The following is a 26,067-nucleotide window of genomic DNA, read 5'->3' as shown; positions in this document are numbered from 1 at the left end:
GCGTCTCGACACCTACGTCAACAGCCAGAGGGGAACGTGGGCGAGCATCCACCGAGTCATTCCGGAGTGGGACTGATGCCCCGGACTGCGAAAGCGCAGTAGCTCATCGCCGTAGTCGTCGCTCTCTGCGTGGTCGTGGGCACCCTGGTCTGGTGGTCGCAGCGCGACACGGCACCCTACGCCTTGCGGGACACCCCCAAGGTGCACCTGACGGTCCGGGCCGCCACGCCGACCGGTCCCGAGGCCGAGGAGGTCGCGCGCGAGGCCGAACTGCTCCTCCAGGTCTACGTCCAGCGCCTTCAGGACGGTGACGCCAAGGATCTGGCGGACATCGGTGCGCCGTGGTACACGGGCAGGGAGGCGGTCGCGCGGGACCTGATTTCCAAGTTCGGCGCCCAGGCCGGTCGGCCGGTTCAGGCCGTGGTCGCGGACCCCGTCACACCGGGTCTGGCCAGTGTCGAACTCCGCTACGGAAGCGAAAGCCGCCAGACCCTCGACCTCACCCGCGACGACGGCGTGTGGTGGCTGGCCATCGGGAACGGCGACCCGGTGAAACGGTAGCGACAGCGGGCGCTCGGCTGGGGCATCTCAGCCGAGCGCCTCTGTGCCACCTGGCGGTCATACGGCAGGTGCCGACTTGAGGGACGTGACGAAGGACGTCCAGGCCGGGGCCGTGATGGTGAGGACCGGGCCGTGGGGAGCCTTGGAGTCCCGGACGGGGACGACGGCGGTGTGGGCGTCGCACACCTCGACGCAGTTGCCGCCGTCGCCATTGCTGTAGGTGCTCTTACGCCAGACCGCTGCGCTCAAGTCACGTGCGCTGTTTACCATTTCGGTCATCCTCAGCCGCTTGCTCGATCAGGGCCAGGGACGCCTCAGGGGGCAGTGCGGCGGCCCTGAGCCGATCGTATGCCTTGCGGTATTGCTTCACGAGGGCCGGATCGTCGATGGTGTCCCCGCTGTACTGAGCCTCCGTGTAGACCAGGGGCGGGGCATCCGGGAAGGTCATGACCATGGCCGAGCCCAGCATCAGCGGATGCGCCCCGCAGTTCCACGGAAGGATCTGGGGAACGATCCGGCGGCGCCGCGCGAGTTCCACAACGCGCTCCCATTGTTCGGCGCTCCGCTCCGGCGGCAGGATCGGCTGACGCAGCAGCGACTCGGGCAGGATGACCCAGTACTCCGGGGTCTTGTGATCGTCCTCGAACAGCCGGGCCCGCGCCAGCCTGGCAGTCACCTTCTCCTCCACCTCCTCGTCCGGAGCCAGAGGGTGGGCAGAGCGAGTGACCGCCCGCGCATACGCCTCCGTCTGCAACAACCCCGGCACCAGCGTCGGGCACCACTCCTCGATGGTCTCGGCGTGCTGCTCCGCCTCCAGCACCCGCTCGAAGTAGCTCGCATGCCCCCGCCGCTTCGCCCGTCGCACGTCCTCGCACCGCCGGCGGAAAAAGCCGTCCGTGCCGAGCACCCGGTCCACGTGCTCGGCGAGTTCCGCCGGCATCCGGCGTGTGCCCCGCTCGATCTCGCTGAGGTGGCTCGGGCCGTAGAAGCTGCCCTCGACGAGTTGCTGGAGGGTCAGGCCAGCCTCCTCCCGCTTCCAGCGCAACTCACTGCCGTAGAAGGTCGGGACGCCCGTCGAACCGTCGATGTCCTTGCGCTGACCCATCGTTCACCGTCCTTGGTGTGCCGTTACCGCGCGCTACCCCACCCGGCACCGGGTCCGCGCGGATCAGGCGCGGGATGCCGGGGGGCTGTCACGGTACGGCGGTCGGCGGCACAGTGTGAGGAGTTCGTCACTCAGCGCACTGGAAGGTGTGAACCCCCATGCACAGCCCTGCCGAAGCGGAAGCCGATGCCTGCGTCGAGGACCTGCGTGTCGCCCTCGCCGCGCACGGCATCACCCTGCCGTCCCTCGGAGTCGACCTTCCGTCCTTCGCCTCCCGCTGCCCCACCCGGCCGCTGATCGCCCTCGGCCACTGCAATGTCCTCACCGCCAAGGCCCTGGCCGCCGCCCTGCGCAAGGGTGCGGTGTGATGCGGCCGGTGGTGACGCTCGAACTGCTCGCGACCCCCGCCGAGGTGTCCGCCGTGCGGCGGGCCCTGCGACCGCTCGGCATCGACGTGCAGCTCTGCGCGAGCGAGCTGGTCACGAACGTCATCCGGCATGTCGGGGAGGGTGCGCCCGTGACGGTACGGGTGTGGGAGGAGGAGGGCGGACGCGTCCGGGTCGGGGTGACCGATCCCGATCCCCGGGCCCTGCCCGTCCTGGTCGCGGCGGCCGGGGCCGAGGCGGAGTCCGGCCGCGGGCTGGCGCTGCTCGACGCGCTGGCCCTGCGGTGGGGCGTGGAGCAGGAGGCCGGCCGCAAGACGGTGTGGTGCGAGCTGCTCGTCCCCGTTCCGGAAACGCCCGAGCGCCCCGGCCGACGCAGGGCGTCGGCCGGGGCGCTCGGTCCTTCATCGGCACGTTCGTGAGCCCGCGGAGCGGGCCGCGCCGAAGCGGGCGGGAGTGGGCCTGTCGCCGCCGGGTTCCGTCGGGGCGGACGGAGGGCGGTGACGGGCCCGGTGACCCCGCACGCCGTTGTGCGGGCCCCGCCAGTCGGTCCCGCGGCCGGCCGTGACGATGTTGCTGGTCAGGGCACTGTCGGTTCCAGCCGGCCGCGGAGTTCAGGGGGTGGGGTTCAGCCCAGGCGCTCCACCAGGGCGCGGTACTCGTCCCACAGCTCCTTCGGCGTGTGGTCGCCGAAGGTGTTGAGGTGCTCGGGGACCAGGGCGGCCTCCTCGCGCCAGACCTCCTTGTCGACCGTGAGCAGGAACTCCAGGTCGGACTCGGCCAGGTCCAGGCCGTCCGTGTCGAGGGCCTCCTTGGTCGGCAGGATGCCGATGGGGGTCTCGACGCCCTCGGCCTTGCCCTCCAGGCGCTCCACGATCCACTTCAGGACGCGGGAGTTCTCGCCGAAGCCGGGCCAGACGAACTTGCCCTCGTCGTCCTTGCGGAACCAGTTGACGTAGTAGATCTTCGGCAGCTTGGACTGGTCCTTGTCCTTGGCCACGTCGATCCAGTGGGCCATGTAGTCGCCCATGTTGTAGCCGCAGAACGGCAGCATCGCGAACGGGTCGCGGCGCAGCTCGCCGACCTTGCCCTCGGCGGCGGCGGTCTTCTCGGAGGCCACGTTGGCGCCGAGGAAGACGCCGTGGTTCCAGTCGAAGGACTCGGTCACCAGGGGGACGGCGGTGGCGCGACGGCCGCCGAAGAGGATCGCCGAGATCGGCACGCCCTTGGGGTCCTCCCACTCGGGCGCGATGATCGGGCACTGCGAGGCCGGGACGGTGAAGCGGGCGTTGGGGTGGGCGGCCGGGGTGCCGGACTCGGGGGTCCAGTCGTTGCCCTTCCAGTCCGTGAGGTGGGCCGGGAGCTCCTCGGTCATGCCCTCCCACCAGACGTCGTTGTCGTCGGTGAGGGCGACGTTGGTGAAGACGGCGTTGCCCCACAGCGTCTTCATCGCGTTGGCGTTGGTGTGCTCGCCGGTGCCGGGGGCGACGCCGAAGAAGCCGGCCTCGGGGTTGATGGCGTACAGGCGGCCGTCCTCGCCGAAGCGCATCCAGGCGATGTCGTCGCCGATGGTCTCGACCGTCCAGCCGGGGATGGTCGGCTCCAGCATGGCGAGGTTGGTCTTGCCGCAGGCGCTCGGGAAGGCCGCGGCGACGTACTTGGCCTCGCCGCGCGGCGGGGTCAGCTTCAGCACGAGCATGTGCTCGGCGAGCCAGCCCTCGTCCCGGGCCATGACGGAGGCGATGCGCAGGGCGTAGCACTTCTTGCCGAGCAGGGCGTTGCCGCCGTAGCCGGAGCCGTAGGACCAGATCTCGCGGTCCTCGGGGAAGTGGGAGATGTACTTGGTCTGGTTGCAGGGCCAGGGGACGTCCTCCTGGCCGGGCTCCAGCGGGGCGCCCAGGGTGTGCACGGCCTTGACGAAGAAGCCGTCGGAGCCGAGTTCGTCGAGGACGGCCTGGCCCATGCGCGTCATCGTGCGCATGGAGACGGCGACGTAGGCCGAGTCGGTGATCTCGACGCCGAGCGCGGACAGCGGCGAGCCGAGCGGGCCCATGCAGAAGGGCACGACGTACATGGTGCGGCCGCGCATGGAGCCGCGGAACAGGCCGCCCTGGCCGCCGGAGCCCTGGAAGATCTCCCGCATCTCGGCGGGGGCCTTCCAGTGGTTGGTCGGGCCCGCGTCCTCCTCCTTCTCGGAGCAGATGAAGGTCCGGTCCTCGACGCGCGCGACGTCGGTGGGGTCGGAGGCGGCGTAGTAGGAGTGGGGGCGCTTGATCGGGTCGAGTTTCCGGAAGGTGCCCTTCTGGACGAGCTCCTCGCACAGTCGCTCGTACTCGGCCTCGGACCCGTCACACCAGACCACGTTGTCCGGCTGCGTCAGTTCTGCGATCTCGTCGACCCACGAGATCAGCCCCTGATGACTGGTGGGGACGGTGGGAGCCGCGATGTCGCGCGCCACGATTGCTCCTAAATGAGGGATTTTTTTGATGTGGAGGCCCCGTGGGGGCTGCGACCCGGATGCTTCACGGTGTGGCTTGGGCGCTCATCCGGTGCCGACCGCACTCATTTGATCATCCGACGGAAGCGCCCATCTGTCCAGAGGGGCGCACAGGTGAGCAACGTGAGGATCGCCACGGTTTCTCGCGGGCGCTTTGCGTGCACGTTGCGTTCACCAGACCGTCCGTTTGCGTCACCATGGTTCGGCCGGAGTGAGAGGATGGCCACTCTTGGTCGCCCAAGCAGGGCGACTGATACGTCACTTACGGTTGCGTAGCTACCATCGAGTCATGACTGCGTTCGTCCCCGACGCGCCCTCGGACTCGCCGGCCGGCGGCGGCGGTCCGCAGGCGCTTTCCCTGCCGCACCCCGTGAAGCCCAAGCTCCGCGGGTGGCTGCACCTGGGCATGTTCCCGGCCGCCCTCGTCGCGGGTCTGGTGCTGACCGCCCTCGCGGACACGACCAGAGGACGTATCGCCTGTGGGATCTTCGCGCTGACGGCCTGCCTGCTGTTCGGCGTGAGCGCGCTCTACCACCGGGGCGACTGGAGCCCCCGTATGGACGGCGTGCTGCGCCGCCTGGACCACGCCAACATCTTCCTGATCATCGCGGGCACCTACACGCCGCTGGCCATGCTGCTCCTGCCCGGCGCCAAGGGCGAGTGGCTGCTGTGGGGCATCTGGGCCGCCGCTGCGGCCGGCATCCTCTTCCGCGTCTTCTGGGTCGGCGCCCCGCGCTGGCTGTACACGCCGTGCTACATCGCGATGGGCTGGGCGGCCGTCTTCTACCTGCCGGACTTCATGCGGACCGGCGGCGTGGCCGTCCTCGTCCTGATCGTCATCGGCGGCGTGCTCTACAGCGTGGGCGGTGTCATCTACGGGCTCCAGCGGCCGAACCCCTCACCGCGCTGGTTCGGCTTCCACGAGGTGTTCCACTCCTTCACCCTGGCGGCCTTCATCGCGCACTACGTGGGTATCTCCCTGGTGGCGTACCAGCACGGATAGGGGCCGACGAAGTGACAGCGGCTCGCGTCTGAGAGTTACTGTCACTTCATGGTCACTGTCACCACCCCCGCCGAACACCCCCGGCCGGGACTCCGGGAACGCAAGAAGATCAAGACCCGCCGGGCGATCCGCACCGCGACCTACGCCCTGATCGCGGAGCAGGGCTACGACGCCACCACGGTCGAGCGGATCGCCGAGCGCGCCGAGGTGTCGCCGTCGACGGTCTTCCGGTACTTCCCGACCAAGGAGGACATCGTCGTCACCGACGACTGGGGCCCGGTGGTGACGGAGGAACTGCGGTCGCGGCCACCGGGCGAGTCGTGGTCCGACACCCTCCGGCACGTGGTGCACACGGCCCTCGACCTGAGCCTGGCCGAGGAGCCCGAGGTGACGCGGCTGCTGACCCGGCTCGGGGTGGAGGTCCCGGCCGTGCGCGCCCGGATGATGGAGAGCATGGCCACGACCGGCCGGCTGCTGCGCGAGGCCCTCGCCGAGCGCTCCGGCCTCGACCCCGACGGCCTGGAGCTGCGGGTTTTCGCCATGTCCGTGATGGGCGGTTTGATGGAGGCCTCCCACTACTGGGCCGAGACCGGCCACCGCGACGACGTCCGGGTCCTCGTCGACCGCGCCCTGGACGTCCTGGAGCACGGCCTGCCCGCCGGAAAACCCTGAGGCCACGGCCGCTCACCGTGGCATCCTGACCGGGTGAACGGTCCGGAGATCCACGTCGAGTTCGCCCCCGAACTGCACGTCTTCGTCCCCCGTGCCCGGCGGGACGGCATCGTGCGGGCCGCCACCGACGGCGTCTCCAGCCTCGGCCACGTCATCGAGTCGCTGGGGGTGCCGCTGACCGAGGTGGGCGCGCTGGTCGTGGACGGCCGGGAGGTACCGGGCTCGCACGTCCCGGTGGCCGGGGAGGCGGTGACCGTACGGACCGTCGCCCGCCCGCAGCGGGTGCCCGGGGCTCCGCTCCGCTTCCTCCTCGACGTCCACCTCGGCACGCTGGCCCGCCGGCTGCGCCTGCTCGGCGTGGACACGGCGTACGAGTCGACCGACATCGGCGACCCGGCCCTGGCCGCGCGGTCGGCGGCCGAGCAGCGGGTCATGCTGAGCCGCGACCGGGGGCTGCTGCGGCGCCGGGAGCTGTGGGCGGGCGCGTTCGTCTACAGCACCCGCCCCGAGGAGCAGCTGCGGGACGTGCTGGACCGGTTCCGGCCCGAGCTGCGGCCCTGGACGCGCTGCACCGCCTGCAACGGGCCGCTGCGCGAGGCGACCAAGGACGAGGTGGCCGATCAGCTGAAGCACGGCACGCACGCGACGTACGACGTGTTCGCGCAGTGCACTGTGTGCGGCCGGGCGTACTGGCGGGGTGCGCATCACGAGCAGTTGGAGGCCATCGTGCGGGAGGCTGTCGCGCTGTGTTCCGAGCGCCGTTGAGGGTGTGCGCGGTGGGGAACCGCGGGACCGTCGTGGCCGGTCGCGCAGTTCCCCGCGCCCCTGAAGGGGCACCTTCCTAGCGCCTGGTCGCGTCTCCCTTGCCGCAGGCGAGCCCGTCCCTGTTCCTGTCCAGGCCCAGGGGGTCGTCCTTGCCGTTGACCTTGAGGCGGCCGTAGTCGTTGGACTTGAGCCACTCGCAGCGGGCCGCCGTCGTCTTCTTCACGTCCGCCGGGAAGCGCGTCGGCACGCAGACGTTGATCGAGCCGTAGTGCCGGTCGCAGCCGGAGATCGTGGGGCTTACCTTCTGCGACGTGCGCTTCTTGCCCGGCTTCACGACCTTGCCCTCGGGGGCGTCCGCGAAGTCGTGGACGTGGGCGGAGGCGTCCGTCGCCTTCAGGGCCTGCGGGCCTTGCAGGTGCACCCACTTCGCCACCGACGGCACGCCGTTGGCGTCGACCGCGAAGAGCATGTACCAGCCGGGCGGGGCCAGGTTGGGGTTGCTCGTCACGTTGAGGTCGACGTTGTCGCCGTCGACCGACAGCGGCAGGTCCACGAACCGCTGGTTCGGGTCGGAGGAGTGCGTCACGGCGGCCGGGCGGATCAGCTCGGCCTTGGCGATGGGCCGGTCGACGGTGATCCGCTGGGTGTCGCCGTAGGTCCATTCGGTGTCGATGACCGAGGTGATCTGCGGACGCGGGCCCTTGAACAGGTAGGGCGGGCTGTAGACCGACACGTCGTGGTTCCAGGAGCCGTTGCCCGGGTTGTCGCCGGTGGTCATCACACGGCCGTCGGGCAGCAGGAACGCCGAGGAGTGGTAGCCGCGCGCCTCGGGGTCGACGGCCACCGGGTCGAAGGTCTCCGACTCCGGGTCGAAGATCGACGTCTCGTAGACCGGGTTGGCGCGGTTGTGCAGGGCGCCGCCCGTCTCCAGCACCTTGCCGTCGGGCAGGAGCACGGCGGAGACGTACATCTTGCCCTGGTTCCCGGTCTGCGGGACGGGCCCGTCGCCCAGGTCGACCGTGCCCTGCGGGATCGGCGGCCCGGCCATGTACGACGGGTTGGGCTGCTTGAGGTCGATGATGTCGGTCAGGCGGTTCGCCTCCGGGTTGGAGTCGATGTTGCCGCCGCCGAGGGTGAGGACCTTCTGGTCCTGCGCCGGGGGCAGCAGCACGCTGGCCGACTGGTCGCGCTCGTCCTTGCTCTGCAGGCCCGGGACCTGGGTGATGGTGTTGGCGCCGTAGTCGTAGATCGCCGAGCCGGTGCCGGGGATGTTGTTGCCGAAGACGTGGCTGCCCGAGTAGAACAGGCGGCCGTCCTGCATGAGGATCATCGACGGGTACAGGCCCCAGTACGACCAGGTCTGGTTGACCTTCCACAGCGGCTGCCACTGCTGCTCGGCCTCGGAGAACAGCTCGGCGGCGACCGAGCCGGTGGAGTCCTCGCGCAGACCGCCGAAGGAGATGACGTCGCCGTTGCCGAGGATCGTGGCCGACGGGTACCAGTGGCCGTCGTTCATGTCGTTGGTCTTGCTGTAGGTCTCGGTCTCCGGGTCGAAGACGTACGAGTCCTTGTAGCCCTGGTAGCCGACCCGGCCGTCCGCCGTGGGGTAGCCCTTGTTGCCGCTCATCACCAGCACGCGGCCGTCCTGGAGCTGGACGTGGCCGGCGCAGAACATGTCCTTCGGCGTGGGGACGATCTTGTAGGAGCCGTTCGCCGGGTCGTAGACGGCCGAGGTGAAGGTGCCCGCCTCGAACATCGACTCGTCGTTGCCTGAGCCCGCGATCAGCAGCACCTTGCCGTTGTGCAGGACGACGGAGTGCATGGAGCGGACCGGGTTCTGCGTGGGCAGCACGTCCCACCTGCCGTTCGCGCACTGCTCGGCCGTGCCGGTGCACTGCGGCGGCAGGACCGGGTCGGGGACCTGGTCCATCGTGTAGTCGTCGGTGGTGGCGGAGCCGGTGCCGTAGACCGAGACGCCCCAGGAGATGCGGTCGGTGCCCGCCGGGACCTCGGGGGTGCGGACCGTCGCCTCGGTCCAGTCGCCGGCCAGGTCCAGCGTCTTGAGGTCGGTCCAGTACTGCCAGCCGGCCGTGGTGTCGTGCCGGAAGAGCGTGATCGCGGCGTCGGGTGTCGTCGTCTTGTACCACAGGCCGAGGTCGTACTGCTTGCCCGGCGTCACCACCGGCGCGCAGGCGGCGGACTCGGTGATCAGCGCCTTGCGGTCGCCGTCGACACGACGGGTCAGCTCGACCTTCATGGCCTGGGAGCCGGTGTGCGCGTCGGCGGTGGTGGTGAAGGTGAAGTCGTTGTCGCCCCAGCCGGACTTCTCCCAGCAGTAGGGCATGTCGCCGGCTCCGGCGGTCTCGAAGCCGGGGTTCTTGATGAGGTTGGCGGCGGAGGCGGGCTGGGGTGCGGTCAGCAACAGGCCCGAGGCGAGGCCCGCCACGGACAGCAGCGCGGTCGTTCTGCGACGAAGGTTCACACGGCTCTCCTTGCGGTGCGGCCGCCGCGCACGGACTCCTCACGGGCCCGGCGCGGCAGGTAGACCAGCGCTTCGGTCGCCGCGAAGCGCAGGACGAACGTCGTCACCAGCGCGAGCGCGGTGGCGGACAGCACGCCCAGGTGCAGCTGGTGCACGAACAGGGCGATCAGCGGGATGCGCAGCACCAGATCGGCGTTGGCGAGCAGCGCGAACCGCCCGGCCCGGTCCCACCAGCGCCGGTGCCGGCGCCGCTCGCGGAACAGCAGGTGCTCGATGAGCACGAAGTTCCAGGCGACGCCGAGCTGGTTGGCGAGCACCTCGGCCGGTACGTAGTGCATGTGGAGCGCGGTCAGCGCCCACAGGCCCAGCAGGTTCGGCACGAAGCCGGTCAGCCCGATCAGGCCGAAGCCGACCATCCGCGCGACCGGCGAGGCGGCCCGCAGCCCGGCCAGGTGGCGCAGGAAACGCATCCCCTCCTGCGCGGTGGACTTGGACTCCCCCGCGAACCGGTCCTGGAAGACGAACGGCACCTCGGTGACCGTGCGCGGGCGGCTGCGGACGGCCAGTTCGAGGAGGATCTTGTAGCCGAGCGGCTGGAGGACCTCGGCGGTGACCGCGCTGCGCCGGATCGCGAAGAAGCCGCTCATCGGGTCGCTGATGCCGTGCAGCCGGCGCGGGAAGAGCGCCTTGGTCAGCCAGGTCGCCCCGCGCGAGACGGCCACCCGGTAGCTGCCCGCGAGCCCGGCCCGGCTGCCGCCCTTGAGGTACCGGGAGGCGACGACCAGCCCGGCGCCCGCGCGTTCGCCGGTGGCGACCAGGTCGGGCACGAGGGACGGCGGGTGCTGGCAGTCGCCGTCCATGACGACGATCCAGTCGGAGGTGGCCGCCTTCAGCCCCTCGACGACCGCGCCCCCGAGTCCGCCGACCGGCTCCTCGCGGTGCAGCACGGTCACCGGGAACGGGCAGTCCTGCGCCGCCTCCTCGATGACGCGGGGCGTGTCGTCGGTGGAGTCGTCCACGAAGACGACCTCGCAGGGCAGCCGGGCCGGCACGGCATCGGTGATCTGACGCAGCAACTGCCGTACGTTCGCCGACTCGTTGAACGTCGGGACGACGATGGTGACGGCGCCCGGTTCGGGGATCTCGGCGGTCTCGACCACCTCGCCGGGGACGGTGTACTCCTGGCTCATCGCGCGCCTCCGGCGGTGGTCTGGATCTGGCGGATCTCGATGCGGTCCTCGCCGGTGCCGAAGGTGGCGACCGGTTCCGAGTGCTCCATGGCGGCCTTGACGTTGGGCAGGTCGGCCGCGTCCCGCCGCACGGTCGGCGAGGCGACGACGTAGTCCAGGTCCTTCCAGCCGCGCGGCATCGTCTTCGTCACCGCCGGGTCCAGGTCGGCCTTGTAGAACCAGATGACGCCGAGTCCGGGCCGGTAGCCCTGGTGCACCAGGTCGAGCCAGAGGGCGTCGTCGACCAGCACGCGGGTGCGCTCCGGGTTCTCGACCTCGGTGGCCAGCCACCTGGAGGCGGCCTTGTAGGGGGCGTTGGCGTCGGTGGTGACGGCCGTGCGGGCACCGTCGTACCAGTGCGGGACGACGTAGGCGCCGGCGGCCAGGGCGAGGACTCCGGCGAGCGCGTACCGGCCCACGCCGACGTAACGGTTCTCCGCCTCGGAGCGCCAGCGGCGCAGCACCGCGTGGGCGACGGAGGCGGTTCCTCCGGCGAGGACCAGCGCGAGGAACGGCAGGGCCTGGATGACGTACATCGCGGGCAGGTAGCCGTTCGGGCGCAGCGCCAGCGCGGCGAGGATCGCGACGGCCAGGGCCGGTCCGGCCAGGGCCCGGGCGGTGACCGACCAGCGCCAGGTGACCAGGAGCAGCAGGGCGCCCGCGAGGCCGCCGAGGGGCAGGATCCTGTCGTAGTACAGCCACGACTGGAGCACTCCCCAGGAGCCGGAGCCCTGGTCCAGGATGAAGCCCGAACCGGGCCGGGTCATCTGGTACGTGACGCCGTCCCAGAGGGAGACGTGCCCGGCGCCCGGCAGCAGCTCGCCCTTGAGCAGGGCGAACAGGGGATAGGAGAAGCCGATCAGGGCGCAGGCCGTCACCGCTCCGGTGAGGGCGAACTTGCGGGTGTCGCGGTGGCTGTGGCGCCACATGGTGAGGAACAGGGCGGGCAGGACGACGAGCATCGTCTCCTTGGTGAGGACGGCCGTGGCGGCCGCGATGCCCGCGCCGAAGTGGTGCCACAGGTGGCGGCTCGGGGAGGCGGCCAGCGTGAAGGCCAGCAGCGTCCACATCACCGCGAGGTTGTCGAGGAAGATCTCCCGCTGGAGGACGACCGACAGCGGCGACAGGCCGAAGCAGACCATGCCGAGGGCCGCGGCCCAGCGGGGCAGGGCGAGCCGGCGGCCCAGCACGTAGACCAGGACCGCGCTGATGCCGCTGATCACCAGCATCGCGGCGCGCATGGTGCCCACCGTCATCGACTCGGGGCTGATCAGCGCGGGGATCCAGGTCAGTACGGCGATCTGGATCCAGCCGAGCGGCGGGTGGTCGTACCAGTAGGTGTAGTGGGCCAGGCCGTTGCCCTGCTGGACCGACCAGGCCTGGGCGAGGTAGGTGCCCTCGTCGTCGCTGAGGGCCGGGTAGTCGGCGATGTTCCAGCCCTGCACGACGAGGATCGCCAGGAGCAGGACACCGCACAGGAGCAGGTCGGGACGCGAGGAGGGCAGCCGGCGCGGCGGCTGCGGACGCCGGTGCGTGCCGGTGCCGGGCACGGGTGTGCGCTGCGCGGGGACCTTCGAAGTGGTCACCGCGGGAAGGGTGGAGGTCACGCGGGAACGTCCTCTCGGGTCACGTCCTGCCGGGACACGGCGCTCTCGTCGAGGTGCGCGCCGACGTGGGCCGTCAGCTCCCAGTCGTTGCGGCCGCGCTGCTCGCGCCAGACGGCGCGCACGGCCGCCCCGGCGAGCAGCACCTGGTAGAAGGGGCCGCCCAGGATCAGCTTCAGGTAGTGCACGAACCGCACGCGCAGCCCGTACTGCTTGCCGAAGTCGTGCAGTCCGACGACCTCGAAGACGAAGGTGACCAGGGCGGTGACGGCCGGCAGGAAGGTGATGAAGGCGATGCCGACGGGCACGTCGAGGAACAGCGCGATCGCCACGTTGAGCGGGATGATCAGGCCGGTGAAGGCCTGCATGAACGGTGTCATCAGGGTGTAGCGGGCGAGCAGCCGCTGCCCGAGGGTGGGCAGTTGCTTCCAGTCCTTCTTCCGGTAGACCTGGAGGAAGCCCTGGTTCCAGCGGGTGCGCTGCTTCAGCAGGGACATCAGCGAGCCCGGGGTCTCCTCCCGGGTCACCATGTCGGAGTCGTAGGCGACGACGACCTTCTTGCCGACGCTGGACAGGCGCACGCCCAGGTCGCAGTCCTCGGCGAGGCAGTTCGGGTCCCAGCCGCCGGCCTCCCTCAGGACGCCGGTGCGAACGAAGACCGTGTTGCCGCCAAGCGGAATGAAACCTTTCTGCGCGTGCAGGTGGAGCCGCGAGCGGAACCAGAAGAAGTACTCCAGGCAGTTGCGCAGGCTGTACCAGCTGGAGTGGAAGTTGATCAGCTGCACCCCGCCCTGGACGACGTCGGCGCCGGTGGTGCGGAAGGCGTGGTCGACGTGCGCGAGCAGCTCGGGGTGGACCTGGTCCTCCGCGTCGAACACGCCGACCACGTCACCGCGGCAGTGCGGCAGGGCCGTGTTCATGGCCCTCGGCTTGTTCTTCTTCGCGTGCGTGTCGACGACGACGCGGACCCGTGGATCACGTGCCGCGGCGTGCTCCGCCACGGCGGTGGTCTCCGGGTCGTCGTGCCCGACGATCACGATGATCTCGTAGTCGGTGTGGCTCGACTCCAGCAGGCGCTGGATCGTGTGGTCCAGCACCGCCTGTTCGTGCCGGGCGGGCAGCAGCAGCGAGAAGGAGACGTGCTCGTCCCCGTCCGGACTGCTGAACCGCGTCGAGGCGAGCACTTCCGGCGTACGCCAGGCGTGCATCTGCCACCACAGCGTGAACGCCGCCATCCAGAACAGCGCCAGTGAAACGGCAGCGATGAAGACAGACGTCAGCAAACAGATCCCCCCAGATCCTCAAGCCCCCGTGTCGTGACGGTGTGCCGGTGCGGCCCCTCCCGTCACGTCACTGTGCAGAGATTAGGGGGGAACTGTGAAGCCTGGGGGCTGTTCAGATAAAGAGCTTGTTTCCGTTGATTCCCGACTTCAGTCGCCCAGCACCGCACGCAACCGCTCGACATCCGTTGTCGGCGCGTCACAGGTGAAGTTACGGCAGACGTACGCCGCCGGTTCACCGCCGACCAGCGGACGGTCGCCGAGCAGCGGGAACTCGTCGCTGTCCGGGGCGCCGACGGCGACGACGGCACCCGGCGCGGTGCCCAGCAGGGCCGTGCGGTGCAGGGTCCGGGTGCCCTCGTGGTCGAGCGAGGGCCCGACGATCGCGACCTCGCGCGGGCCGTCCAGCACGGCCTCCGCGACGGCCAGCCCCCAGCCGATGAAGCGGGGCACACGCGGCCCGAGCGCCTTGACGACACCCAGGGCCTTTTCGGCGGCGGTGCGGTGCGGCTCGGAGCCGGTGTGCGCGGCGTAGCCCAGCAGGGCGCCGGCCGCGGCGGTCCAGCCGGACGGGGCGGCGTTGTCGGTCGGGTCCTGCGGGCGGCGGATCAGCCGCTCGGCGTCGGCCGCGGTGTCGAACATCGCGCCCGACTCGGCATCGGTGAAGCGGGCCAGGACGTGGTCGAGCAGGAACCCGGCGAACTCCAGCCAGACGCCCTCGCCGGTGACCGACGCGAGCGCGAGGAAGCCCTCGGCCACGTCGGCGTAGTCCTCGAGGACACCGGCGTTGGCGCCCGCGTGGCCGTCCTTGCTGGTGCGGGTCAGACGGGCCTGCTCGTCCAGGTGCAGCCGGACGAGGAGATCGGCGGCGGCCCGGGCCGCGTCCACGAGGTCGGGCCGGTCGAAGTAGGCGCCCGTCTCGGCCAGCGCCGCGATCGCCAGGCCGTTCCAGGCGGCGACGACCTTGTCGTCCCGGCCGGGCGCGGGCCGCTGCGACCGGGCCGCCAGCAGGCGCTCCCGGACCGAGGTGATCTTCGCCGCGTCGAACAGACCGTCCTGGAGGGGCAGTTGGAGGACGGACTGGCCGTGCTCGAAGGTGCCCTCCGCGGTGACGCCGAAGTACTGCGCGGCCAGTTCGGCGTCCTGCTCCCCGAGCACCTCCCGCAGCTGCGCGGGCGTCCACACGTAGTAGGCGCCCTCGACGTGCTTCCCGCTGCCGTCGTCGCTGTCGGCGTCCAGCGCGGAGGCGAACCCGCCCTCGGCGGTGCGCAGTTCGCGCACCATGAAGTCGGCCGTCTCCAGAGCCACCCGGCGGGCCAGCTCCGAGCCGGTGGCGCGCCACAGGTGGGCGTAGACCCGGCACAGCAGGGCGTTGTCGTACAGCATCTTCTCGAAGTGCGGCACGACCCAGTCGCGGTCCACGGAGTAGCGGGCGAAGCCGCCGCCGAGCTGGTCGTAGATGCCGCCGCGGGCCATGCGCTCGCAGGTGTCGGCCGCCATCTGCAGGGCGCCCTCGGCGCCGGTGCGGGCGTGGTGGCGCAGCAGGAACTCCAGCACCATCGACGGCGGGAACTTCGGTGCCCCGCCGAATCCGCCGCGCTGCGGGTCGTACTCGCGGGTGAGGGCGAGCAGGGCCTGCGCGATCTCCTGCTCGCCGGGGGTCTGCGCGTCGCCGTAGGAGATCTCCCGGCCGGCCAGGTCGCGGACGATCTTCCCGGCGACCTCGGTGACCTCCTCCCGCCGCTCCTCCCAGGCCTGCCGCACGCCCTGGAGGACCTGGCGGAAGGAGGGCATGCCCTGACGGGGGGCCGGCGGGAAGTACGTGCCGAAGTAGAACGGCTCGGCGTCCGGCGTGAGGAACACGGTCATGGGCCATCCGCCGTGCCCGGTCGCCGCCTGCACCGCCTCCATGTACACGGCGTCGACGTCCGGCCGTTCCTCGCGGTCGACCTTCACGCTGACGTAGTGCGCGTTGAGGTACTCGGCGGTCTCCTGGTCCTCGAAGGACTCGTGTGCCATCACGTGGCACCAGTGACAGCTGCTGTAGCCGATGCTGAGCAGCACGGGCACGTTCCGCTTGCGGGCCTCCTCGAAGGCCCCGGCCGACCAGGGCCACCAGTCGACGGGGTTGTCGGCGTGCTGAAGGAGGTAGGGGGACGTCTCGTGCGCCAGTCGGTTCGGCATGGTTCCCATCCTGCCGCAGTACCCCTCCTCGCACGCGTCAGGCGTCGCGCGGGCGCCGCGCCCGCCGCACGGCCGCCGGGCGCACCCCACGCCAACGGCCCCGTCTCCCCGCACGATCGGGCGGGGCACGCCCCCTCGCCCCGGTGCGCCGTCCACAGCACACTTGACCAAGGAAACGACCGAGACGGCGGTCGAGGAACGGCCGGGCGCGGCCCGGGGCCGCCGTTGCCGCCGGAGGGGGACGTGACATGCGGGATGCTCATCGGGCGGAGGCCGAACGACTGTTGGTGCGCGCCGTGGAGGAGGAGGTGCGCCGCTCCGGCGGGCGCAGCGACGGAAAGGCGCTGCTCGCGCGGGCGCGCGGGGCGCTGGACGCGATGGCGCAGAGCGCGGCCGAGGAGTACGAGGCCTACACGCGCGCCCTGGACGAGGCGGCGGCCGGGCAGCTGACCTTCGGGCAGCGCTACGCCCGGGAGGGCGCCGGGACGCCGCTGCTGGTGGCGGGGGTCGCCGCGGTCGCGGCCGTCGTCGCCGACATGGCCCTCGGCACCGGCACCGGCACGGCCCTGGGCGCCGGTGTGACGGTGGGGGTGGCGGGCGCCGCCGCGACGGTGGTGAAGGTGGTCGGCTCACATCTGCCGGCCGCCCACCACCGCGCCGGGGCCGCGAGCCAGCCGGGCGGCCCCGAACAGCTGCGGCTGCAGTGGCTGACGGCACTGGAGGTGCGGGGCATCCGCCCGTTCCTGGACCAGCAGCGCGTCCTGGCCGCCTCCACGGGCCCGAAGAGGACCGGGCCGCGGCTGCGGGGCGCCGACAAGAGCGCGGCGGCGCGCGGCCGCAGCGTGCTGGAGCAGTCCTTCGCACAGCTGCCGGAGCCGGCCCGGCCGTTCTCGGGGCGGCGCGGCGAGCTGGCGCGGATCCGGCAGTGGGTCCAGGCCGCCCGCGCGAGCACGGAGACCCAGCCCACCGTGGTCGTCCTGCACGGCGCCCCCGGCAGCGGCCGTACGGCCCTCGCGGTGCACGCCACGCACGATCTGCGGGACCACTTCCGCGGCGCCTGCGTCGTCGACCTGCGCGCCGACAGCCCGGGCGAGTCCCCGCTGTCCGCCCGCGACGCCCTGCTGCACCTGCTCAACCGGCTGGGCGCACCCCGCGAGCAACTGCTGTTCCGCGAGCGCTCCTCCCCCGACCAGCAGGTCAAGCGGCTGAGCGAGCTGTACCACCAGCATCTGACCGGCCTGCCGGTCACGGTGGTCCTGGACGACGCCTCGGACGCCGAGCAGATCCGCGCCCTGATACCGGAGCGGTCCGACAGCCTGGTCCTGGTGACCGCCCGGGGCCCGCTGGAGCTCGGCGGCCTGCCCGCGCGGGTGCACCAGCTGGCGGTGGAGCCGCTGGACGCGGCCGGGGCGGAGGAACTGCTGGGCGCCACGGCGCAGGACCGCACCGGGCCGTACGACGCCGAGTCCGCCGACCGGGTCCGCGAGCTGTGCGGCGGTCTGCCGCTCGCCCTGCGCATCGCCGGCTCCGGCCTCGGCCCGCGCTCCCCGCGCGCCCTGGCCACGGACCTGAGCGCCTACGGCCCCGTCGCGCCGGTGGAGCGCGCCCTGTGGCTGCGCTACACCGACCAGCCGGAGACCGTACGGCGGCTGCTGCGCCGGCTGGCCCTGGCCGGCCGGGCCTCGCTCGGCGCCGCGGCCGCCGCCGCGCTGCTGGCCACGGACGAGGCGGAGGCCAAGCGCCATCTGCAGACCCTGTCCCGCGCCGGCCTCATCGACCACGTCCGCGGCGACCGCTACCGCCTGCACGACCTGGTCCGCTCCTTCGCCCAGGCCCGCCTCCTGGACGAGGAGGACCCGGCCGAGCGCACGGCGGCGCAAGAACGGCTGATCGTGAACTACGCCGAGCTGGCCGACTCCGTGCTGCGCATGGTCGACGGCAACATGTCGACCCGCACCAACCGCTTCAGCCCGTACGGCTTCACCTCCCTCGACGAGGCGCTGCGCTGGCTGGACGACGAGTCGAGCTTCATCACCGCGGCCCTGCGGCACGCCGAGGGCGTGAACCAGGCGGCGGTGCTGAACCTGCTGGGCGCCCTGTGCGACTACTGCCTGCTGCGCGGCGACCTCTACCGCCTGGGCGAGATCAGCGAACTCGCCCAGGCCGTGGACGAGAGCCTGCTGGTCCGCTCGGTGCAGTGGCGCACCGGCATCGCGGCCCGGCAGCTGGGCGAGCTGGACAAGGCCCGCACGACCCTCGCCTCGGTCGTCGACCTCTACCGGGAGGCCCATCACGACGCCGGGGCCGCCCGCGCCCTGTGCTCCCTCGGCATCACCCTGCACCACCAGGGCAACCTGACGGAGGCCTCGGCGAAGCTCCGCGAGGCCCTGCAGCTGCAGTCCACCCCCGAGCTGGCGACGGACCGGGCGTGGACGATGCACGCCCTCGCGGCGGTGGAGCGGGACCGGGCCCGGCTGGGCGAGGCGCTGGAGCTGCTGACCGAGTCCCTGGTCCTGCACCGCGCGGGCGAGTCCGTGCACGGCCAGGCCTGGGCACACTTCCAGCTCGGCCAGCTCGCGCTGCGCATGGGCGACGTGCCGCGCGCCGAGTCCGAGCTGCGCGCGGCCCTGGACCTGTACGGCCGCACCCGCGACGCCCGCGGCGAGGCCTGGGCGCTGACCCAGCTGGCCCGGGCCCTGCTGGCGGCCGGGGACGCCTCCCCGGCCGTGGAGGAGCTGCGCGGCGCGGCCGCCCGGCACCGTGACAACGAGGACGCGCGGGGCGAGGCCTGGACCCTCTACTACCTCGGCCAGGCCCTGGAGGAGACGGGCGACCTGGACCAGGCGGTGCGCGAACTGGAACGGGCCCGCACGATGTTCTCCCGCATACGGGACGTCTACGGTCTGGCCTGCGCCCGCCACCACTCGGCCCGCGTCACCCGCGACCAGCGCGCGGCCCGGACGGGCTCCCTGCGCAACTCCGGCTTCGCCCGCCAGCTCCTGGTCGACGCCCGCGCCGACTTCCAGCGCATCGGCGTCGCCCACGGTGAGGCGTGGACCTGCCTGGAACTGGCGGTCGTGGACGCGGGCAACGCCCGCGCCCAGCAGGCCCTGGCCCTGTGTGAGGAGGCGGCGGCCCTCTTCGCGTCCTACGGCGACCGCCGGGGCGAGGACTGGGCCCGCTTCCTGCGCTGCACCCTCCTGCCCTACGCGGCCCCCGGCGGCGTGGAGGTCGGCACGGCGGTGGCCCAGGAGGAACTGGCCGAGCTGTCGCGCGCCGCCCACCCCCTGCGCGACGGGAAACTCGACGACTACGCCGGCGCGTGGGCGCTGCTGCTGGAGCGGGGCGTGAGCCTGGAGGCGGGCTGGCAGGCCTGGGGGCTGGGGATGACACCCGGCCGGCACGCGCGGGAGGTGATGGGGGTGGCGGTGGAGACCAGGACCTAGCCCGGGTCCGGGGACGCGAGGCCACCCGTCGGCGGTGTGACGACCACCGACGGGTGGGTGCCGCCCCTCGGGGCGGGGACGTCAGTCCTGCTTCTTCGCCTGGCCGGAGGGGGCGGAGGAGGCCTCGGCGTCCTCGGTCCCGGTTCGCTCGGCCGCTTCCGGCTGCTCGGCCCTCGGGTCCGGGACCTGGGTGAAGTCGACCCTGTTCATGTGCTTGTTCATCGACTTCATCAGGGCCCACACCGCCGCCGCCATCACCGCGAAGACGATGAAGCCGAGGACGCCGGGGGTGACCTTGTCCTCGTCGACCTCCTTGGCGAAGGAGACGAGGTGCGTCATTGCCAGGCTTGCGCTTGCGCTCATGTCAGGCATTGTCGCGGATGCCCGCAAAGAGGTCGTCCTCGGGGAGGGAGGTATCGACGAGGGACTTCGCCAGCTCGTACTCCTCCGTCGGCCAGACCTCCTTCTGGATCTCCATCGGGACCTTGAACCAGCCGCCGTCGGGGTCGATCTGCGTGGCGTGCGCGATCAGCGCCTTGTCGCGGATCTCGAAGAAGTCGGCGCACGGGATGTGCGTGGTCAGCGTGCGCTGCTTCATCCCGAACTCCTCCCAGCGCTTGAGCCAGTCCCCGTAGGGGGACTCCAGGCCGCGGTCGAGCATCGCCTGGTGCAGGGCCTCGGTGCGCGGGCGGTTGAAGCCCTGGTTGTAGTAGAGCTTCTGGGGCTGGTAGGCGGGGCCGTACTCGGCCTCCGGGTACTTCTCGGTGTCCGCCGCCCCCTCGAACGCCACCATCGAGATCTTGTGGGTCATGATGTGGTCGGGGTGCGGGTAGCCGCCGTTCTCGTCGTAGGTGGTGATCACCTGCGGGCGGAAGCTGCGGATCTTGCGCACCAGCTCACCGGCCGCGTGGTCGACGTCCTCCAGGGCGAAGCAGCCCTCCGGCAGCGGCGGCAGCGGGTCGCCCTCGGGCAGTCCCGAGTCGACGAAGCCGAGCCACTCCTGCTTGATGCCGAGAATCTCCCGGGCCTCGTCCATCTCCTTCTTGCGTACCTCGTGGATGTGCTCCTCGATGTACGCGTCGCCCTGCAGCTTGGGATTGAGGATGGAGCCGCGCTCCCCGCCCGTGCAGGTCACGACCAGCACGTCCACCCCCTCGGACACGTACTTCGCCATGGTCGCCGCGCCCTTGCTCGACTCGTCGTCGGGGTGGGCGTGAACGGCCATCAGTCGCAACTGGTCAGTCAAGACTCAATCCTCAGTAAGTCGGCGCCCTGTGTGCGTCGGCGCAATCAGCGGCTTCTATAGTGACCGAATCGGGGGGCGAATAATTCCGGGACCGGGTCCCGGGGCCCCTTTCGGGACGTTCGTCCCGGCCCTGTCTGGAGGACGATCATGACGACGGTGAGCACGCGACCGCCCGAGGGCCGCTACGGCCGCTCCTCGGACGAGCGCGCCGACCGCAGGCTCAAGGTCGTCGGCGCCGTCCTCGCGGTGGCGCTGCTGGGACTGGTCGGCTGGTTCGGCTACCACTACGTCGCGCAGAGCAAGATCAGCGCCGAGGTGATCAGCTTCGAGCCGGGCAAGGAGTCCGTGCGGGTGCATCTGGAGGTCCGCAAGGACGCCGGTGCCGACGGCTACTGCACCGTGCGCTCGCAGGCCGAGGACGGGGCCGAGGTGGGCCGGGCCGACTTCCGCTTCGACGGGGACGACACGCGCATCGACCAGGTCGTCACGCTCCGTACGACCTCTCCGGGGACGACGGCCGAGCTGCTGGGCTGCCACGCCGACTGAGGGCCACCGCGCGCCACCTGCACGGCGTAACGCCTGAGCTGCGCCGACGTGAATCTGGTGGCTTATGTCCTCCCCCTTGGGCGCCTGAATTGTTAGGCTCGTGGTTTCGCCCATCCGTGAAGGAACATTCTTCTGGGTAGGGCGATGCTTTGTATTCCCAGTACCTACGAGGAGCACCTGTGACCCAGACCAGCGAGAACGTCACCTGGCTGACCCAGGAGGCGTACAACAAGCTCAAGGCTGAGCTTGAGTACCTTACTGGTCCCGCGCGGGCGGAGATCTCCGCGAAGATCGCCGCCGCGCGCGAGGAGGGCGACCTGCGTGAGAACGGCGGGTACCACGCGGCCAAGGAGGAGCAGGGCAAGCAGGAACTGCGTGTGCGCCAGCTCACCCAGCTCCTCGAGAACGCCAAGGTCGGTGAGGCGCCCGCGGCCGACGGCGCCGTGGCGCCCGGCATGGTCGTCACGATCGCGTTCGACGGTGACGAGGACGACACGCTGACGTTCCTGCTCGCCTCGCGCGAGTACGCGAGCTCCGACATCGAGACGTACTCGCCGCAGTCCCCGCTGGGCACCGGCGTGATCGGCCACAAGGTCGGCGAGGACGCGCAGTACGAGCTGCCGAACGGCAAGAAGGCCTCGGTGAAGATCCTCAAGGCCGAGCCGTACGAGGGCTGAGCCGCCCCCATCCGGACCACCTGGACATGCCCCCGGCACCGCTGCGGCGCCGGGGGCTTCGTCATGCCGTCGCCGAGCACGCCGGCTCGGGACGCCGGCGCCGTCAGCCGGTCGCCCGGCGGTACTTGCGCACCGCCAGCGTCCGGAAGACCGCGATGATCAGGACCGACCAGATCAGCGAGGCCCACACGGGGTGCTGCATCGGCCAGGCGTCGGGTGTCTTGAACCCCGGCGGGAGGTTGCCGAACAGCTCGCGGCACGCCTGCACGATCGCGCTGAACGGGTTCCACTCCGCGATGTGCCGCAGGAAGGACGGCATCAGGTTCGCGTCCACGAACGCGTTCGAGATGAAGGTCAGCGGAAAGAGCCAGATCAGGCCGCCCGAGGTCGCCGCTTCGGGTGTGCGCACGGACAGGCCGATGAGCGCGCCGATCCAGGAGAACGCGTACCCGAAGAGCAGGAGCAGGCCGAATCCGGCGAGCACCTTGCCGAAGTTCTCGTGCGTGCGCCAGCCGACGATCACCGCCACGACGGCCAGGACCACGAGGGTGAGCGCCGTCTGCACCAGGTCGGCGATGGTCCGGCCGGTCAGCACCGCGCCACGCGCCATCGGCAGCGAGCGGAACCGGTCGATGAGGCCCTTGTGCATGTCGTCGGCGATGCCCGCACCCGCGCCCGCGGTGGCGAACGTGACGGTCTGGGCGAAGATGCCGGCCATCAGGAACTCGCGATAGGCCTGCGTCGAGTTGGACGAGCCGACCTGGATCGAGCCGCCGAACACGTAGGTGAACAGCACCACGAACATGATCGGCTGGAACAGCCCGAAGATGATCATCTCGGGGATCCGGCCCATGCGGATCAGGTTCCTGCGGGCGATGACCGCGGAATCGCTGAGGGCGCTCACTGGGCGGCCTCCTTGTCGCTGTCGCTCTCGTCGTCCTCGGCCTCGGCGACGTGTCCCGTCAGGGACAGGAAGACGTCGTCGAGGGTCGGCCGGCGCAGGCCGATGTCGTCGATCTCGATGCCGCGGGCGTCCAGCTCGCGGATGACCTCGGCCAGGAGCTTGGCGCCGCCGGTCACGGGTGCGGTGAGCTTGCGCATGTGGTCCTCGACCTTGACCTCCCCCTTGGCGAAGCCGGTGAGGATCTCGGCGGCGGTCGGGATGTGGTCGCGCTCGTGGACGACGACCTCGACGCGCTCGCCGCCGGTGCGGGCCTTGAGCTGGTCGGAGGTGCCCTGGGCGATGACCTTGCCGTGGTCGACCACCGCGATGTCGTGCGCCAGGTGGTCGGCCTCCTCCAGGTACTGCGTGGTCAGCAGCAGCGTCGTGCCGCCGGAGACGAGCTGCTTGATGACCTCCCACAGCTGCTGGCGGTTGCGCGGGTCGAGGCCGGTCGTCGGCTCGTCCATGAACATCACGGGCGGCGAGACGACGAGGGCCGCGGCGAGGTCGAGACGGCGGCGCATGCCGCCCGAGTAGGTCTTGGTGGGGCGGTCGGCGGCGTCCGTGAGGTGGAACTGCTCCAGCAGCTCGGCCGCGCGCGCCTTCGCCGCCTTGGCCTTCATCTGGTAGAGCCGGCCGACCATCTGCAGGTTCTCCCGGCCGGTCAGGTATTCGTCGACCGCCGCGAACTGGCCGGACAGGCCGATGGAACGGCGGACCGCGTCGGGCTGCTTCAGCACGTCGATGCCCGCGACGACGGCCCGTCCGCTGTCGGGCCGCAGCAGGGTGGTCAGGCAGCGGACGGTGGTCGTCTTGCCCGCGCCGTTCGGCCCGAGCAGGCCGAGGACCGTGCCCTCGGGCACGTCGAGGTCGACGCCGTCCAAGGCCCTGACGTCACCGAAGGTCTTGACCAGACCCTCGGCGTAAATGGCGCCTGGCATAAGGAATCTCCACGTCTTCGGGGTTGGCCGGACAGATGCCCGGTAAGGCTTCTCACCGACACACCATAACGCGATGTATCGCGTCTCTGCACGAGTTTTCCCGCATGCGGCACGAGACGCGAAGGCGATCTTGACCGGGCCGCCGGGAGCCGGGCTCCCGGTCAGCCGATGACCGTGTAGCCCGCCTCGCGCAGCGCCTGACCCACCTCGACGCAGTGCACCGGGCCCTTCGTCTCCAGGTGGAGCTCGACCTCCGCCTCCGTGAGCCCGAGCCGCGGGTCGGTTCGCACATGGCTCACGTCGAGGACGTTAGCGTCGACCACCGACAACACGCCCAGAAGTGTGGCGAGAGCACCGGGCCGGTCCGTCAGTCGCAGCCGGACGGCCAGGTAGCGGCCCTGCGCGGCCATGCCGTGCCGCAGTACGCGCTGCATCAGCACCGGGTCGACGTTGCCGCCGGACAGCACCGCGACGACCGGGCCGTCGAAGGCGCCGGGCTCGCTCAGCAGCGCGGCGACCGGGCTCGCCCCGGCCGGCTCCACGACCAGCTTGGCCCGCTCCAGACACAGCAGCAGCGCGGCGGACAGCTCGTCCTCGCTGACCGTGCGCACCTCGTCGACCAGTTCGCCGATGATCCCGAACGGCACGTCACCCGGCCGTCCGACCTTGATGCCGTCGGCCATCGTCGCCGGGTTCTCCACCGTGACCGGCCGCCCCGCCGCCAGCGAGGGCGGATAGGCCGCGGCGCCGGTCGCCTGGACGCCGACGATCCGCACGTCCGGCCGCAGGGCCTTCACCGCCACCGCGATCCCGGCGGCGAGACCGCCGCCGCCGATGCCGACCAGGATCGTGCGCGCCTCGGGGCACTGCTCCAGGATCTCCAGGCCCACCGTGCCCTGGCCGGCGATGATGTCGGGGTGGTCGAAGGGGTGGATGAACACCGCGCCCGTCTCGTGCGCGTACTCCTGCGCCGCGGCCAGCGTCTCGTCGACCACCTGGCCGTGCAGCCGCACCTCGGCGCCGTACTCGCCGGTGGCGCTGATCTTGGGCAGCGGGGCGCCCTTCGGCATGAACACCGTGGAGCGCACGCCGAGCAGGGACGAGGCGAGGGCGACGCCCTGCGCGTGGTTGCCGGCGCTCGCGGCGACGACACCGGCGGCGCGCTCCTCGGGCAGCAGACCGGCGATCCGCACGTACGCGCCGCGCAGTTTGAACGAGCCCGTCCGCTGGAGGTTCTCGCACTTGAGGTGGACCGGCGAGCCCACCGTGCGGGACAGGTGCCTGCTGGTCTCCATCGCGGTCACCCGCGCCACACCCGCGAGCATCTTCTGGGCGCCGCGCACGTCGTCGAGGGTGACGGGCCGAAAGGAGTCAGCCGTGCTGTAGCTCATGACTCCAGCATCGCAGTTCACGGGCGGCGGCGGCCGTTGTGACCAACCTCCGAGACCCGCTTTGCGCAGCGCCGGTACGACCCGCCGTCCGGCCGCGTACCCTGTCCCCCAATCTGCCAGCCCTCCACGAAGTGAGCCCCCGGCCATGCCCACAACACCTGAAATGTCGATGGACATGACGACCGTCGGTGACACCGGTCTCCTCGACACGCTGCAGCACGAGGTGGCGTTGTTCGCCCGTCGTGCGGAACAGACCCGGCTCGGCGGGGTGGGGCAGGTGCGCAACTCGATGGACCGTGCCGCGTACCTGCTGCTCAACCGGCTCGACAAGGAAGGGCCGATGGGTGTCAAGGCGCTCGCGGCGAGCATGGGCATCGACTCGTCGACGGTCACCCGGCAGGTGGCCCCGCTCGTCGACACCGGCCTGGTCAAGCGCACCTCCCATCCCGAGGACGGGCGGGCGGTGGTGCTCCAGCTGTCCCCGCGCGGGCACTCCCGGCTGGAGGAAGTGCGCTCGTCCCGTCGGCAGTTGATGGCCGAGCTCACCCAGGACTGGAAGCCGGAGGAGCGCGAGGCGTTCTGCTCCCTGCTGACGCGCTTCAACACCGCGCTGTCGTCGCGGATGTCGGCGCAAGGGGTGCCGGGGCCGGAGGCCCAGTCCGACTCCTGATCACCCGGCACGTCCGGCCGAGGGGGTCTCCCGCGTACGTCACGCGGAGCCGAGCACACCCGTGCACGCCGCGCACGGAGGCGGACGCCGACACCGCCGCCCGACCGGCACCTCACCCTCACCCGGCCCTTCGGTACCCGGCCCGTGGCCCGGCACGTGTTCGTGCCGGGCCACGGGTGCGTGCGGACCAGGGGCGGGCGGGGTGTGTGCAGAGCACGGCGTGTGCGGGGGCAGGGGCCCGGGTCGGGCATGCGCGCGTGCCGGACGGGCAGGGTGGGCTGGATGCACGCGCGCGGGGCGGGCGGGGACGGGTGACGATCACTCGTATGTGGCGGGCGGGGGCGTGAAACGGCCCGCGCGCGTGGCGGGCGTGCTCCTGGACCGAAGACGCCGTGTACCGGACACCGGGGCGTGACGGACACGCCGTGTGTCGGACACGGGC

At 71.3% G+C, this 26,067-nt stretch carries 23 protein-coding genes; 10 read left to right on the top strand and 13 right to left on the bottom strand.

Features of this window, described 5'->3' with window-relative positions:
- Positions 1–129 precede the first annotated feature (129 nt).
- The gene (locus RIN80_RS12635) at positions 130–561 is read left to right on the top strand and encodes a hypothetical protein (RefSeq protein ID WP_309095668.1); all 432 of its coding nucleotides are present in this window, start codon (positions 130–132) and stop codon (positions 559–561) included.
- Between the two features lie 57 nt (positions 562–618).
- Here the strand turns inward: RIN80_RS12635 and RIN80_RS12630 are convergent, their stop codons facing one another.
- Both RIN80_RS12630 and RIN80_RS12625 read right to left on the bottom strand, forming a co-directional pair.
- Positions 619–810 (bottom strand): DUF397 domain-containing protein, encoded by a 192-nt coding sequence (locus tag RIN80_RS12630; RefSeq protein ID WP_309095667.1) that lies wholly within the window; start codon positions 808–810, stop codon positions 619–621.
- Position 811: 1 nt separating this feature from the next.
- Positions 812–1,666, bottom strand: coding sequence for a helix-turn-helix transcriptional regulator (locus RIN80_RS12625; RefSeq protein WP_309095666.1), 855 nt, complete (start codon positions 1,664–1,666; stop codon positions 812–814).
- Positions 1,667–1,824: 158 nt separating this feature from the next.
- Between RIN80_RS12625 and RIN80_RS12620 the strand changes: the two genes are divergently transcribed.
- Together RIN80_RS12620 and RIN80_RS12615 are read left to right on the top strand one after the other, a co-directional pair.
- Positions 1,825–2,034 carry a hypothetical protein gene (locus RIN80_RS12620; protein ID WP_309095665.1) on the top strand — a complete coding sequence of 70 codons (210 nt, stop codon included), beginning with the start codon at positions 1,825–1,827 and terminating at the stop codon, positions 2,032–2,034.
- Positions 2,034–2,471, top strand: a complete 438-nt coding sequence (locus RIN80_RS12615; protein WP_309095664.1) for an ATP-binding protein — start codon at positions 2,034–2,036, stop codon at positions 2,469–2,471. Before RIN80_RS12620 ends, RIN80_RS12615 begins: the two co-directional genes overlap by 1 nt.
- Positions 2,472–2,677: 206 nt before the next feature.
- Here RIN80_RS12615 and RIN80_RS12610 read toward each other — a convergent pair whose 3' ends face one another.
- Positions 2,678–4,507, bottom strand: coding sequence for a phosphoenolpyruvate carboxykinase (GTP) (locus RIN80_RS12610; RefSeq protein ID WP_309095663.1), 1,830 nt, complete (start codon positions 4,505–4,507; stop codon positions 2,678–2,680).
- 328 nt (positions 4,508–4,835) lie between these two features.
- On the opposite strand from RIN80_RS12610, the gene RIN80_RS12605 reads away from it, so the two are divergent.
- Genes RIN80_RS12605 through RIN80_RS12595 form a run of 3 tightly spaced genes read left to right on the top strand, consistent with a single transcriptional unit; the run spans position 4,836 to position 6,986 of the window.
- A complete protein-coding gene (locus RIN80_RS12605; RefSeq protein ID WP_309095662.1) occupies positions 4,836–5,549 on the top strand; it encodes a hemolysin III family protein in 714 nt (237 codons plus the stop codon).
- Positions 5,550–5,597: 48 nt separating this feature from the next.
- Positions 5,598–6,221, top strand: coding sequence for a TetR/AcrR family transcriptional regulator (locus tag RIN80_RS12600; protein ID WP_309095661.1), 624 nt, complete (start codon positions 5,598–5,600; stop codon positions 6,219–6,221).
- Between the two features lie 33 nt (positions 6,222–6,254).
- Entirely contained in the window at positions 6,255–6,986 is a 732-nt protein-coding gene (locus RIN80_RS12595) for a Mut7-C RNAse domain-containing protein (RefSeq protein ID WP_309095660.1), read from the top strand.
- Positions 6,987–7,062: 76 nt separating this feature from the next.
- Here RIN80_RS12595 and RIN80_RS12590 read toward each other — a convergent pair whose 3' ends face one another.
- From RIN80_RS12590 to RIN80_RS12570, 5 genes are all read right to left on the bottom strand, one after another.
- Positions 7,063–9,468, bottom strand: a complete 2,406-nt coding sequence (locus RIN80_RS12590; RefSeq protein WP_309095659.1) for a galactose oxidase-like domain-containing protein — start codon at positions 9,466–9,468, stop codon at positions 7,063–7,065.
- Positions 9,465–10,658 carry a glycosyltransferase family 2 protein gene (locus RIN80_RS12585; RefSeq protein ID WP_309095658.1) on the bottom strand — a complete coding sequence of 398 codons (1,194 nt, stop codon included), beginning with the start codon at positions 10,656–10,658 and terminating at the stop codon, positions 9,465–9,467. The genes RIN80_RS12590 and RIN80_RS12585 overlap by 4 nt, the downstream gene beginning before the upstream one ends.
- A complete protein-coding gene (locus RIN80_RS12580) occupies positions 10,655–12,304 on the bottom strand; it encodes a phospholipid carrier-dependent glycosyltransferase (protein WP_309095657.1) in 1,650 nt (549 codons plus the stop codon). Before RIN80_RS12580 ends, RIN80_RS12585 begins: the two co-directional genes overlap by 4 nt.
- Positions 12,301–13,584 carry a glycosyltransferase gene (locus RIN80_RS12575; protein WP_309095656.1) on the bottom strand — a complete coding sequence of 428 codons (1,284 nt, stop codon included), beginning with the start codon at positions 13,582–13,584 and terminating at the stop codon, positions 12,301–12,303. Before RIN80_RS12575 ends, RIN80_RS12580 begins: the two co-directional genes overlap by 4 nt.
- A 147-nt stretch (positions 13,585–13,731) precedes the next feature.
- Positions 13,732–15,765: a thioredoxin domain-containing protein gene (locus RIN80_RS12570; protein WP_309095655.1), complete on the bottom strand. Its 2,034-nt coding sequence runs from the start codon at positions 15,763–15,765 to the stop codon at positions 13,732–13,734.
- Between the two features lie 248 nt (positions 15,766–16,013).
- Between RIN80_RS12570 and RIN80_RS12565 the strand changes: the two genes are divergently transcribed.
- Entirely contained in the window at positions 16,014–19,211 is a 3,198-nt protein-coding gene (locus RIN80_RS12565) for a tetratricopeptide repeat protein (protein ID WP_309095654.1), read from the top strand.
- A gap of 81 nt (positions 19,212–19,292) precedes the next feature.
- On the opposite strand, the gene RIN80_RS12560 is transcribed toward RIN80_RS12565, so the two are convergent.
- On the bottom strand, positions 19,293–19,583 hold the full coding sequence (locus RIN80_RS12560) for a hypothetical protein (protein WP_309095653.1): 291 nt from the start codon (positions 19,581–19,583) through the stop codon (positions 19,293–19,295).
- Entirely contained in the window at positions 19,576–20,457 is an 882-nt protein-coding gene (gene mca, locus RIN80_RS12555; RefSeq protein WP_309095652.1) for a mycothiol conjugate amidase Mca, read from the bottom strand. The genes RIN80_RS12560 and mca overlap by 8 nt, the downstream gene beginning before the upstream one ends.
- 147 nt (positions 20,458–20,604) lie before the next feature.
- Here mca and RIN80_RS12550 point away from each other — a divergent pair, with 147 nt between their 5' ends.
- Positions 20,605–21,003, top strand: coding sequence for a DUF4307 domain-containing protein (locus RIN80_RS12550; protein ID WP_309095651.1), 399 nt, complete (start codon positions 20,605–20,607; stop codon positions 21,001–21,003).
- 179 nt (positions 21,004–21,182) lie between these two features.
- Positions 21,183–21,680: a transcription elongation factor GreA gene (gene greA / locus RIN80_RS12545; protein WP_309095650.1), complete on the top strand. Its 498-nt coding sequence runs from the start codon at positions 21,183–21,185 to the stop codon at positions 21,678–21,680.
- A gap of 103 nt (positions 21,681–21,783) precedes the next feature.
- Here the strand turns inward: greA and RIN80_RS12540 are convergent, their stop codons facing one another.
- The 3 genes from RIN80_RS12540 to ilvA form a co-directional block, all read right to left on the bottom strand.
- The gene (locus tag RIN80_RS12540; RefSeq protein ID WP_309095649.1) at positions 21,784–22,584 is read right to left on the bottom strand and encodes an ABC transporter permease; all 801 of its coding nucleotides are present in this window, start codon (positions 22,582–22,584) and stop codon (positions 21,784–21,786) included.
- Positions 22,581–23,564, bottom strand: a complete 984-nt coding sequence (locus RIN80_RS12535) for an ATP-binding cassette domain-containing protein (protein WP_309095648.1) — start codon at positions 23,562–23,564, stop codon at positions 22,581–22,583. The genes RIN80_RS12540 and RIN80_RS12535 overlap by 4 nt, the downstream gene beginning before the upstream one ends.
- A 161-nt stretch (positions 23,565–23,725) precedes the next feature.
- Positions 23,726–24,955 carry a threonine ammonia-lyase gene (ilvA, locus tag RIN80_RS12530; RefSeq protein WP_309095647.1) on the bottom strand — a complete coding sequence of 410 codons (1,230 nt, stop codon included), beginning with the start codon at positions 24,953–24,955 and terminating at the stop codon, positions 23,726–23,728.
- A gap of 163 nt (positions 24,956–25,118) precedes the next feature.
- On the opposite strand from ilvA, the gene RIN80_RS12525 reads away from it, so the two are divergent.
- Entirely contained in the window at positions 25,119–25,625 is a 507-nt protein-coding gene (locus tag RIN80_RS12525; RefSeq protein ID WP_309095669.1) for a MarR family transcriptional regulator, read from the top strand.
- Positions 25,626–26,067 lie beyond the last annotated feature (442 nt).

It is taken from the genome of Streptomyces sp. (genome assembly GCF_031181705.1).
Taxonomy (GTDB): Bacteria; Actinomycetota; Actinomycetes; order Streptomycetales; family Streptomycetaceae; genus Streptomyces.
This window is presented reverse-complemented; position numbering and strand designations above follow the sequence as displayed.

Bases quoted from the DNA above. Each gene is read 5' to 3' on its own strand.
- RIN80_RS12625 (WP_309095666.1), bottom strand. From the start codon at position 1,666: ATGGGTCAGCGCAAGGACATCGACGGTTCGACGGGCGTCCCGACCTTC.
- RIN80_RS12620 (WP_309095665.1), top strand. From the start codon at position 1,825: ATGCACAGCCCTGCCGAAGCGGAAGCCGATGCCTGCGTCGAGGACCTG.
- RIN80_RS12615 (WP_309095664.1), top strand. From the start codon at position 2,034: ATGCGGCCGGTGGTGACGCTCGAACTGCTCGCGACCCCCGCCGAGGTG.
- RIN80_RS12605 (WP_309095662.1), top strand. From the start codon at position 4,836: ATGACTGCGTTCGTCCCCGACGCGCCCTCGGACTCGCCGGCCGGCGGC.
- RIN80_RS12600 (WP_309095661.1), top strand. From the start codon at position 5,598: ATGGTCACTGTCACCACCCCCGCCGAACACCCCCGGCCGGGACTCCGG.
- RIN80_RS12585 (WP_309095658.1), bottom strand. From the start codon at position 10,658: ATGAGCCAGGAGTACACCGTCCCCGGCGAGGTGGTCGAGACCGCCGAG.
- RIN80_RS12570 (WP_309095655.1), bottom strand. From the start codon at position 15,765: ATGCCGAACCGACTGGCGCACGAGACGTCCCCCTACCTCCTTCAGCAC.
- RIN80_RS12565 (WP_309095654.1), top strand. From the start codon at position 16,014: ATGCGGGATGCTCATCGGGCGGAGGCCGAACGACTGTTGGTGCGCGCC.
- RIN80_RS12560 (WP_309095653.1), bottom strand. From the start codon at position 19,583: ATGCCTGACATGAGCGCAAGCGCAAGCCTGGCAATGACGCACCTCGTC.
- RIN80_RS12550 (WP_309095651.1), top strand. From the start codon at position 20,605: ATGACGACGGTGAGCACGCGACCGCCCGAGGGCCGCTACGGCCGCTCC.
- RIN80_RS12535 (WP_309095648.1), bottom strand. From the start codon at position 23,564: ATGCCAGGCGCCATTTACGCCGAGGGTCTGGTCAAGACCTTCGGTGAC.
- ilvA (WP_309095647.1), bottom strand. From the start codon at position 24,955: ATGAGCTACAGCACGGCTGACTCCTTTCGGCCCGTCACCCTCGACGAC.
- RIN80_RS12525 (WP_309095669.1), top strand. From the start codon at position 25,119: ATGTCGATGGACATGACGACCGTCGGTGACACCGGTCTCCTCGACACG.